8 protein-coding genes are annotated in these 11,196 nt (G+C 41.9%); all 8 read left to right on the top strand.

The annotated features are described in order from the left end of the window. The first annotated feature begins 241 nt into the window (after positions 1 to 241). A complete protein-coding gene (gene glmU / locus AC6CIB_RS22840; protein ID WP_498284553.1) occupies positions 242 to 1,615 on the top strand; it encodes a bifunctional UDP-N-acetylglucosamine diphosphorylase/glucosamine-1-phosphate N-acetyltransferase GlmU in 1,374 nt (457 codons plus the stop codon). Positions 1,616 to 1,628: 13 nt separating this feature from the next. Beyond that, the gene (locus tag AC6CIB_RS22835) at positions 1,629 to 2,588 is read left to right on the top strand and encodes a ribose-phosphate diphosphokinase (protein WP_498284551.1); all 960 of its coding nucleotides are present in this window, start codon (positions 1,629 to 1,631) and stop codon (positions 2,586 to 2,588) included. Between the two features lie 682 nt (positions 2,589 to 3,270). After that, complete coding sequence (locus AC6CIB_RS22830) at positions 3,271 to 3,924, top strand: 50S ribosomal protein L25/general stress protein Ctc (RefSeq protein ID WP_498284549.1); 654 nt, start codon at positions 3,271 to 3,273, stop codon at positions 3,922 to 3,924. An 84-nt stretch (positions 3,925 to 4,008) separates the two neighbouring features. Beyond that, positions 4,009 to 4,566, top strand: coding sequence for an aminoacyl-tRNA hydrolase (gene pth, locus AC6CIB_RS22825; protein ID WP_498284547.1), 558 nt, complete (start codon positions 4,009 to 4,011; stop codon positions 4,564 to 4,566). Between the two features lie 128 nt (positions 4,567 to 4,694). Further along, entirely contained in the window at positions 4,695 to 4,925 is a 231-nt protein-coding gene (fin, locus tag AC6CIB_RS22820) for an anti-sigma-F factor Fin (protein ID WP_498284545.1), read from the top strand. An 81-nt stretch (positions 4,926 to 5,006) separates the two neighbouring features. Next, positions 5,007 to 8,537 carry a transcription-repair coupling factor gene (gene mfd / locus AC6CIB_RS22815; RefSeq protein WP_498284543.1) on the top strand — a complete coding sequence of 1,177 codons (3,531 nt, stop codon included), beginning with the start codon at positions 5,007 to 5,009 and terminating at the stop codon, positions 8,535 to 8,537. A 310-nt stretch (positions 8,538 to 8,847) separates the two neighbouring features. Beyond that, entirely contained in the window at positions 8,848 to 9,384 is a 537-nt protein-coding gene (spoVT, locus tag AC6CIB_RS22810; protein WP_498284541.1) for a stage V sporulation protein T, read from the top strand. A gap of 179 nt (positions 9,385 to 9,563) precedes the next feature. Further along, a complete protein-coding gene (locus tag AC6CIB_RS22805; protein ID WP_498284539.1) occupies positions 9,564 to 11,183 on the top strand; it encodes a putative polysaccharide biosynthesis protein in 1,620 nt (539 codons plus the stop codon). Positions 11,184 to 11,196: the final 13 nt, after the last annotated feature.

Genomic DNA, 11,196 nt, shown 5'->3' with positions numbered 1-11,196 from the left:
GCAAAGCCCCTCCGCTTTTCTACATGTCCAGCTCCGGCGGCTAGTCCCTCGAGGTCATAAGCTAAATTGACCAAAAAGGAAAGGGCGCCTTTCCGGCCAATTCATCTTATGCTTGTCGGACCTGACCAAGCCGCCTCCGCTTTTCTAATGACAAATATATGTACTTTTATATGAATCCTTGAAATGATAAAGTTTTTAGGATATATTCGTTATGGATAAAAAGGTTATTGGAGGACCAAAAATGACAAATCGATATGCCGTTATATTAGCTGCCGGGCAAGGTACGAGAATGAAGTCGAAGCTTTACAAAGTTCTTCATCCTGTGTGTGGCAAGCCGATGGTGGAACATGTGGTCGACCAAATTTCAACACTTCATATAGAAAAGACTGTCACAATCATCGGTCACGGTGCTGAGCTTGTGAAGTCGCATTTAGAAGGCAAGAGTGATTTTGCCCTTCAGGCTGAGCAATTAGGTACCGCTCATGCTGTTATGCAGTCTGAGGATGTGTTAGGTGATTTAGAAGGTACTACTTTAGTTGTATGTGGTGATACACCGCTCATTAAAGGAGAAACGATGGAAGCGTTAGTGAAGCATCATGAAGGACAGGGTGCGAAAGCGACTATCTTGACTGGTCACACTGAATCTCCTGATGGATACGGACGCATCATCCGTAACCAAGAAGGCTTGGTAGAGCGCATTGTTGAACATAAGGATGCAACTGATGAAGAGCGAAGCGTGAAAGAAATCAATACCGGAACATATTGTTTCGATAATAAAGCGTTATTCGATGCCCTGAAAAAGGTTTCGAATGATAACGTACAAGGCGAGTATTATTTACCGGATGTGATTGAGATTCTTCAGTCAGAAGGTGAAATCGTAAGTGCGTACCAAACAAATGACTTTGATGAGACATTGGGTGTGAACGACCGTGTTGCACTTTCTCAAGCAGAGATCACGATGAAAAAGCGCATCAATGAATACCATATGCGCAATGGTGTAACGATAAAGGATCCAAACAATACGTATATTGATGCCGGTATTACGATTGGCAGAGATACGGTTATCCTTCCGGGTACGATTCTTACAGGGAGCACCACAATTGGTGAAGACGCTATGATCGGACCAAGTTCTGAGGTGAAGGATTGTCAGATCGGTGATCGAACAGTTGTTAAGCAATCTGTAGCTCATGACAGCTCGATCGGATCGGATGTTCATATTGGGCCATTTGCTCACATTCGTCCGGCTTCTACCATTGAAGATGAAGTGAAGATTGGTAACTTTGTTGAAATTAAGAAGGCTTCGTTCGGTAAAGCAAGTAAAGCATCCCACTTAAGCTACATTGGAGATGCAGAGGTTGGAAGTGACGTCAACATTGGATGTGGATCGATCACGGTGAACTATGATGGAAAGAATAAGCACCTGACAAAAATTGAAGATGGTGTATTTGTAGGATGTAATTCAAATCTGGTCGCGCCTGTTAAAGTTGGAAAAGGTGCATACATTGCTGCTGGTTCTACGATTACTGAGGATGTTCCAGGAGAATCTCTTTCGATTGCAAGAGCTCGCCAGGTAAATAAAGAAAACTACGTTCAAAATCTAAATCATAAGAAATAATTGGAGGTCCACAATGCCAAACTCTTATATTAATTCCAAATTAAAAATTTTCTCCCTTAATTCAAACTACCATCTTGCAAAGGAAATTGCAGATGAAGTAGGAGTTGAATTAGGGAAATCTTCTGTTAAGCGTTTTAGTGACGGTGAAATCCAGATTAACATTGAAGAAAGTATCCGTGGTTGTGATGTATTCGTCATTCAGTCTACTTGTCAGCCTGTAAACGAAAACCTGATGGAGCTTCTTATTATGGTAGATGCGTTGAAACGTGCATCTGCTAAAACGATTAACATTGTAATGCCTTATTATGGTTATGCCCGTCAGGACCGTAAAGCGAGAGCACGTGAGCCAATCACGGCTAAATTAGTGGCAAACCTGTTAGAAACAGCCGGTGCTACCCGCGTAATCACACTGGACCTGCATGCTCCTCAAATTCAAGGTTTCTTTGATATCCTAATCGATCACCTGATGGGTGTTCCGATTCTTGCTGATTACTTTGAAGAAAGAGGATTCAATAACGAAGACCTTGTAATCGTATCCCCGGACCACGGAGGAGTGACTAGAGCCCGTAAGCTTGCGGAACGCCTGAAAGCGCCGATTGCCATCATTGATAAACGCCGTCCGAAACCGAACGTTGCAGAGGTCATGAACATCGTGGGTAATATTGATGGTAAAATCGCCATCTTAATCGATGATATCATTGATACTGCAGGTACGATCACGCTGGCTGCCAATGCGTTGGTAGAAAACGGTGCGAAAGAAGTATTTGCGTGCTGTACACATCCTGTTCTTTCAGGTCCGGCCATTGAGCGAATCGAGAATTCAAATATTAAAGAGCTGGTTGTGACGAACTCTATTCCATTAGGTGAAGAGAAAATGATTGGTAAAGTGAAGGCGCTGTCAGTTGCTCCACTAATCAGTGAAGCTATCATCCGTGTCTATGAACAACAATCTGTCAGCACGCTTTTTGATTAAGAATTAATATTTGTAGTTTGTGCATATGAAGAAGAGCCTGCCCTTATTTAGGACAGGCTCTTCTGTTTGCTTTTGGCTCTTTTCACAAAGTTTGTTGCTATCTTAAGGAAGAAAGTAGTAGTTGATTTCCGCTACAGGATGCTTCGCTTTCCGCAGGGCTTGCGGTAAGCCTCCTCGGCTTCGCCTCCGGGGTCTCACCTGTCCAGCTACGGGGCTTAGGGGCTCGAGTCATAAGCCAAGTCTGCCCAAAAGGCAAAGAGCGCCTTTCCGGCAGACTCGTGTTATGCTTGTCACCCCTGGGCAAAGCCCCTCCGCTTCAGCTATTTCCGCAGGAGTCGAGCACCTGCAGCGAGAATCAACTTTCTGAGCATGATTCTTTTGAAGAAATAAAAAAATAAATAAACTATTAGCTAAAAACTTCTTTTAAGGTAAGTAGAGATTGAGTTTTTTTAGGATGAAGAATGCATACCATCCAAGCTAATTGACAGAGCTTATATTAAAAAACAACAACCTCTGCGAAATGAGCCTTGCTTTTCTTAAAAACGCCTATCTGACAACATTCTATAAGGACTCTTCCCGTCATAAATTGATTTTTCTATGTTTATTTCAAATCACATTAGGGTAATTACTATATATAGAACTTTAACTAACATAAAAGATTAGGGAAGGTGTTGGATTAGACATGGCAACTGAATTAAAAGCAAATACCAGAAAAGATTTTAAACGCTCTTCATTAACAAAGCTGAGACACGAGGGGAGTATCCCCGGAGTCGTGTACGGCTACAAAGCAGATAATACACCGATTATGGTAGATGCTATTACGTTTATCAAAACGATTCGTGAAGTAGGGAGAAACGGTATTATTTCCTTAAATGTAGATGGCAATAAACAAAATGTCATTTTAAGTGACTATCAGCAGGACCACTTGAAGGATGCCGTTACCCACGTTGATTTCCTTGCTGTTAATATGTCACAAGAAATTGATGCGGATGTTCGTATCGAGCTTGTAGGAGAAGCGGCAGGAGTGAAGGACGGCGGCGTACTACAGCAGCCGTTGCATGAGGTTTCTGTAACAGCTAAACCTAAAGATATACCTGAATCAATTGAAGTCGATATTGCAAATCTTCAAGTTGGAGAAACGGTAACGATTGGAGATATCCGCGACAAATACAGTGTGTCACTTAATGAAGAGGACGACCGTACAATTGCCTCCATTCTGGCTCCTCGACAAGAAGAAGAGATTGACAGCGGTGAAGAGCAGGAAGCTGGTACCCCTGAGAATGAAGAAGGAAGAGAATCAGAGGCCAGTGAAGAAAGTGAATCAAAGGAAGAATAAAAATCAATATTTTTTGGCGTAACCTTTTGCAGGTTGCGCTTTTTACGTTATTCTAGAAGTATAAGGTCAGAAGAGGTGTTAGACATGAAATTAATCGTTGGATTAGGAAACCCGGGATCACAATATGAGAAAACACGTCATAATATCGGGTTTGTTATTATAGATGCTTTAGCAGATCGACTGGAGGTTTCATTGAACCAGTCAAAGTTCAAAGGGGTATATGGGACCTACCATTATAAAGGGGAAAAAATTGTTTTATTAAAGCCGCTTACCTATATGAATTTGTCTGGAGAAAGCATTGTTCCTCTAATGGATTATTTTAATATTGAAGATGAAGATTTGCTGGTCATTTATGATGATTTGGATTTACCTGTAGGAAAGATAAGGTTGAGGCAAAAGGGAAGTGCCGGTGGGCATAATGGCATAAAATCAACCATTGCTCATTTGGGCTCTCAAAACTTCAATCGCCTTAGAATAGGAATCGATCGCCCTGCAAACGGTATGAGTGTCCCGGATTATGTTCTTGGGAGGTTTAGTAAGGAAGATCAAGGAGAGTTGGATAAAGTCATCTCGGCTAGTGTGGAAGCATGTGAAACATGGTTTGATAAACCTTTCCTCGAAGTGATGAATAAATTCAACTAACGAATTCATATACTACATTTCTAGGACTGAAAAATCTTTGGGGCCTTCCATCATTCCTGTGGAGAGTTGAATAACTCCCCTCAAACAGGTTCATACTAAATGTATAAATGTGTATGGAGGGAAATGGTATGGCGATCCATTATCAGTGTCGACACTGTAGTACGAATGTTGGAACACTTTCAAACGTATCTGTCCATTCAGAGCAGCTCGGGATTCATGCGCTGTCAGATGAAGAACGGTTACACATGGTTCAGTATCAGGACAACGGAGATATCCAAGTAAAGACCATCTGTGAAGATTGTCAGGAGAGTCTGGAGAGGAACCCTGACTATCATCAATTAGATCATATCATTCAGTAAGAACGCTTTGGTGGAGAACCAAAGCATTTTTCTGTTTACAGTTGAGATATATAGAAAGATCCAAAGGGGAGGAGCGTACACTTGAAAGGTATTTTAAATCAGGTTCACCAAAGTGAAGAAATTCAATCCATCATCGCTGGAGTGGAGGAGCAATTATCAGAACAACTTGTCGCAGGATTGTCTGGCTCATCCCGAACAGCTTATATAGCGGATGTATACTTACAAACGAATAAATCCACCATAGTGGTTACGCATAATTTGTTTCAAGCCCAGAAAGTCTATGACGATCTCATTCAGTTTTTATCCGAGGATGAAGTATATTTATATTCTGCTAATGAGTTAATCGCAGCGGAATTAAGTGTGGCGAGCCCGGAACTAAGAGCTCAACGTATCGAAGTGTTGAATAAGCTTTCTAAGAATCACTCGGGTGTATATATTGTTCCTGTCGCAGGATTAAGAAAGATCCTTCCTCCTAAATCCATGTGGGAAATGAATCAAATCCGTTTTAAAACGGGTGAAGATATCGATTTGGACGAAGTATTAAATCAATTGGTTCAAATGGGCTATCAAAGGACGGGAATGGTCAGCACACCTGGTGAATTCAGTCTTCGCGGGGGAATCGTTGATGTATTCCCGTTAACGTCTCAGAATCCTGTCCGAATCGAATTATTTGATACTGAAATTGATTCGATTCGCATCTTTTCTGTTGAGGACCAGCGTTCGATTGATAAACTTAATGCTATGGAAATAGGTCCTGCCACAGAGGTCTTATTGAATTATGAGAACATCGAAAGGCTCATCCGCGAAATGGAAGCTGGACTTTCCGCCAGCTTAAAGAAGGTGAAAGCGGCAGCTTTAAAGGAAAAGATGACAGAGTACATAGGGCATGAAGTTGATCAGCTTGAAAACGGACAAGTTCCTGAGCAAATTTTCAAGTACTTGTCCCTGGCGTATGATCATCCTAGTAGTTTGCTAGATTATTTGCCTGAAGACGGAGTCATTTTCTTTGACGAATTCAGTCGCGTACAGGAAATGAGTGAGTCCCTTGAGAAAGAGGAAGCAGAGTGGTATACCTCGTTGTTGCAAGAAGGACAGATCATTCATGAAGTACCTGTATCCCATGCATTTTCCGAGTTGATTAGTAACACAAAGCTGTCAAAGGTGTATTTCTCTCTTTTCCTGCGTCACATTCCAAATACAAGCCCGCAGAATATCTTTAATGTTTCTACAAAGCCCATGCAGAATTTCCATGGGCAGATGAATGTATTAAAGGCTGAATTGGACCGCTTTAAAAAAGGGAAGTATACAGTTGTCTTATTGGGACCGGATGAAGAACGGGTTAAGAAACTTCAAAGGGTACTGGACGATTATAAAATTGAAATCGCCTTTGTGGAAGATGGCGATAAGCTGCTGCCGGGCATGATCCAGATGATCAACGGTAGCCTGACGAACGGTTTTGAACTTCCCCTTCAGAAACTGGCCGTCATTACAGAAGAGGAACTATTCAATAAGAGAACCCAAAAGAAGCCCAGAAGGCAAAAGCTTTCAAACGCTGAGAGAATCAAAAGCTATTCTGAGCTGAAGGTAGGGGACCATGTGGTTCATGTGAATCACGGGATCGGTAAATTCCTTGGGATTGAAACATTGGAGATCAATGGAGTCCACAAAGACTATCTACATGTAAAATACCAGGGAAATGACAAGCTCTATGTTCCGGTCGATCAAATTGAACTCGTCCAAAAATATGTCGCCTCAGAGAACAAGGATCCAAAGCTTTATAAGTTAGGCGGAAGTGAATGGAAGAAGGTCAAGTCGAAGGTTCAGTCTTCTGTTCAGGATATAGCAGATGATCTTATTAAGCTCTATGCTGAACGGGAAGCGGCAAAAGGGTATGCATTTTCTCCCGATGGTGACATGCAAAGAGAGTTTGAAATGGTGTTTCCATACGAAGAAACTGATGACCAGCTGCGATCTGTATGTGAAATTAAGCACGATATGGAAAGAGAACGGCCGATGGATCGCTTATTATGTGGAGACGTAGGTTATGGAAAAACAGAAGTGGCCATTCGGGCAGCCTTCAAAGCTATTGCCGATGGAAAGCAGGTCGCTATTCTCGTACCCACCACCATCCTTGCTCAACAGCATTATGAAACGATCAAGGAACGTTTTCAGGACTTTCCGGTTGAGATTGGATTATTAAGTCGTTTCAGAACACGAAAGCAGCAGCAGGAAACGACGAAGGGTCTTAAGAACGGAACCGTTGATATCGTAGTGGGTACACACCGCCTGCTTTCTAAAGACATTCAATACCGAGACATAGGATTACTGATCATCGATGAAGAACAGCGATTTGGAGTCACACACAAAGAAAAAATCAAACAATTAAAAACGAATATTGACGTGTTGACCCTAACGGCTACTCCGATTCCACGAACACTCCATATGTCGATGCTTGGTGTACGGGATCTATCTGTCATTGAAACACCGCCGGAGAATCGATTCCCGGTTCAGACATATGTAATGGAATACAACGGTGCTTTGATCAAAGAGGCCATTGAAAGAGAAATGGCCCGGAACGGTCAGGTATATTTCCTCTATAACCGAGTGGAGGATATTGAAAGAAAAGCGGATGAAATTTCCATGCTTGTGCCAGATGCGAGAATAGCCTACGCACACGGCCAAATGAGTGAAAACGAGCTCGAAGCCGTAATTTTAAGCTTCCTTGCTGGTGAGTATGATGTACTGGTCACTACGACAATCATTGAAACAGGTGTGGATATCCCGAATGTGAACACATTGATTGTCTTTGATGCCGATCGGATGGGCTTATCTCAGCTCTATCAATTAAGAGGAAGGGTAGGACGTTCTAATAGGGTGGCCTATGCCTATTTCACCTATCGTAAAGATAAGGTGCTGACGGAAGTCGCAGAAAAACGATTGCAAGCGATTAAAGAATTTACTGAGCTCGGTTCAGGATTCAAGATTGCCATGCGTGACCTGACGATCCGTGGAGCAGGAAATCTTCTGGGAGCACAGCAGCACGGCTTTATTGATTCTGTCGGATTTGACTTGTACTCTCAAATGCTGAAAGAAGCCATCGAAGAGAGAAAAGGAGATCTTCCGAAGCAGCCGGAGTCGAGCTTTGAAGTGGATATCGAAATCGATGCCTATATTCCGGATGATTATATTAAAGATGGACATCAAAAGATTGAAATGTATAAACGATTCCGCTCCCTCTCTTCGCTTCCTGAAATCGAAGAGCTGGAAGAAGAAATCCTTGACCGTTTTGGGGAGTATCCAGAGGAAGTCGGCTATTTATTCTTAATCTCTGAAATGAAAATATACGCCAAAAATACAAAGCTTGAGTCCATTAAGCATGATAAGAAATCAGTGAACATTTTTATGTCCCCAGAAGGAACAGCACAGATTGATGGATCCAAGGTCTTTAATTTATGCAACAAACACGGCCGGGCTGTGGGCCTCGGAATGGAAGGATCTAAGCTTAAAATATCCATCAATACCTCACGCTTGGAATCATCTAAGTGGTTTAATATGGCTTATGACATCATTAAGCATTTAGATGAAGCGTTAAAAGTAGAAGAAAACGCGTAATAATGATAAGAACTACATCACATTAATCAGATGAAATACGGAAATTCTTACCTTCGTTATAATACTGTAACCAAAATGTAAACGCGCTGATTGTTTTACTTTACTATGATAAGGGTATTAGTATTTATGCAGCTGCCAACAATGGAAAAATATACCTGCATTAGAATTTTAGTGAAATTACAGAAAAAATAACTGAATGTGTATAGAACTTCTAAGTTGTAAGATACTAAACTCAACAATGGTAAAGTATTCAATAACAAGTTGGTACATTGCCAAATAAAATCATCTGATGAAAGTGAGGCAACTATAGATGAAAGCAACTGGTATTGTTCGTCGTATTGATGATTTAGGGCGTGTCGTCATTCCGAAAGAAATTCGTAGAACATTAAGGATTCGCGAGGGAGATCCCCTGGAAATCTTCGTCGATCGTGACGGAGAAGTCATCTTAAAGAAATACTCCCCAATCAGTGAACTTGGTGACTTTGCTAAGGAATACGGCGAAGCATTATACGACAGCCTTGGAAGCGCTGTGTTAATTTGTGATCGAGATGCTATAATCGCCATCTCCGGCGCTTCAAAGAAAGAATATTTAAATAAGAACATCAGTGAACTGGTTGAGAAAGTAATGGATGACCGTACGTCTTTATTACACACTCAACAAGGACAAGCAGAGCTTGTCGATGGACACGGTGAAGATCTTGCTTCCTATACGATAGCCCCGATAGTCGCAAATGGTGACCCGATTGGTGCCGTTGCGATCTTCTCGAAGGAGCGTACAGTAGGCGAAGTGGAGCAGAAGGCAGTAGAAACGGCAGCTGGCTTTTTAGCAAGACAAATGGAGCAATAATCTAAAAGAGCGGCACTTAGCCGCTCTTCTTTTTTTATTTTTGGCCTGATAAACGATGCTGCTCAGAGAAAACAGGCAGCTCTTTATGGTAAAATGACCAGTATATAAACGATTTTTTCTCTGCCTGATCAGACTCAAAGAGCATTGAAAAAAGTGGTACAGAAAGGCAGGGAAACTGGTTGAGTAAGAAGTACTCTTCCAATCGATTTTTGAAAGGGGCAATGGTATTAACGGTTGCCGCACTAGTGACGAAGATATTAAGTGCAGTATATCGGGTGCCGTTTCAAAATATTGTTGGGGATATTGGTTTTTATATCTATCAGCAGGTGTATCCTTTTTACGGAATTGCCATTGCATTATCCACCTATGGATTCCCTGTGATCATCTCGAAGTTAGTAGCCGAGAAAATAGGAAATGAAGATGAAGAAGGAGCGAAGAATGTAGCCGTCACCTCCTTCATGTTTCTATGTATCGTTGGAATAAGCTGGTTTCTTATCGTGTACTTTGAAGCAGGGGTGATAGCCCGTTGGATGGGGGATCCACTCCTTAAACCCTTGATTCAAGTCATTTCTTTTTCCTTCCTGCTGTTAGCTCCCCTTTCTGTTCTGAGAGGTTATTATCAAGGAAAGGAAGATATGGTGCCCACCGCTGTTTCACAGGTGACAGAGCAAACGGTAAGAGTGGCGACGATTCTTGTATTTTCAATTATTTTGGTTTCTCAAGGATATTCCCTGTATATGGCGGGGAACGGAGCGCTATTCGGTTCGATAACAGGTGGACTGGGAGGATTATTGGTTTTACTTTTCATAGTGACTGCACGCAGGGAAAAGCTGTTTTCACGCAAGTCCCTGAGGTTATCCCCTGATTATTTACACATTTGGTCACGGTTATTAATGAACGGAACAGCCATTTGTGTAAGTGCCATGCTGCTGGTTCTTCTTCAATTTGTTGATTCCTTGAATGTATATTCTCTCCTGACCTCATCAGGTATGGACACAGAGTTAGGGAAAAAGTGGAAGGGGATTTATGACCGGGGTCAGCCCTTTGTCCAGCTCGGGACAGTAGTTGCCACCTCCATTTCCCTCACCATCGTACCATTGGTGACAAGTGCCTACTTGAAAAAGAAAGAAAATTTGATAAGGGAGTACAGTCAGTTATCTCTAAAAATCAGCATTACCATCGGATTTGCAGCTACATTAGGTATCATCAATATCATGGTTCCTACCAATACGATGTTATTCGAAAATGCATTGGGCTCAAAGGTGATCGCCGTTTTCTGTCTATCCATTTTCTTTAGTTGTCTGATTCTTACGTTTGCAGGCATTTTCCAAGGGATCGGTAAGATTTATTACCCGGCATTCTGTATTTTGATAGGCATTCTCTTAAAATATATCGGCAATGCCTATCTCATTCCGGTCATAGGTATTATGGGAGCGTCCATGGCGACGGTCGGTTCTTTAACCGTTATTACCGGTATGATGATCTTGAAGTTAAGGAGATTATTCCCTATCCGGTTCTTTCCCTTTTCATTCTATAAAACCTTATTGCTGAGCGGTGCAGCCATGACCATCGCGTTACAGGTTTTCCTGCAGATTTATGATACACTTTTAGCCAAAGGAATGCCTGAACGAGAGCTTTCTGTCCTTTTTTCTTTAGGAGGAGCTTGTATCGGTGCCATCATCTTTCTGATTGTTTTTTTAAGAGGAAATGTCCTCTCCAGGGAAGAAATGGGTTTCTTGCCGTTTGGTAGTAAATGGGTAAGGCTGATGAATATCATGCAACCAATGAATAAAAAGTAGCGAGGAGATCAAT

The sequence above is a fragment of the Rossellomorea sp. GQ25 genome (genome assembly GCF_059758515.1).
The sequence above is the reverse complement of the archived record's forward strand: the minus strand, read 5'-3'. Positions and strand labels throughout refer to the sequence as shown.

Bases quoted from the DNA above. Each gene is read 5' to 3' on its own strand.
- glmU (WP_498284553.1), top strand. From the start codon at position 242: ATGACAAATCGATATGCCGTTATATTAGCTGCCGGGCAAGGTACGAGA.
- AC6CIB_RS22835 (WP_498284551.1), top strand. From the start codon at position 1,629: ATGCCAAACTCTTATATTAATTCCAAATTAAAAATTTTCTCCCTTAAT.
- AC6CIB_RS22830 (WP_498284549.1), top strand. From the start codon at position 3,271: ATGGCAACTGAATTAAAAGCAAATACCAGAAAAGATTTTAAACGCTCT.
- pth (WP_498284547.1), top strand. From the start codon at position 4,009: ATGAAATTAATCGTTGGATTAGGAAACCCGGGATCACAATATGAGAAA.
- fin (WP_498284545.1), top strand. From the start codon at position 4,695: ATGGCGATCCATTATCAGTGTCGACACTGTAGTACGAATGTTGGAACA.
- spoVT (WP_498284541.1), top strand. From the start codon at position 8,848: ATGAAAGCAACTGGTATTGTTCGTCGTATTGATGATTTAGGGCGTGTC.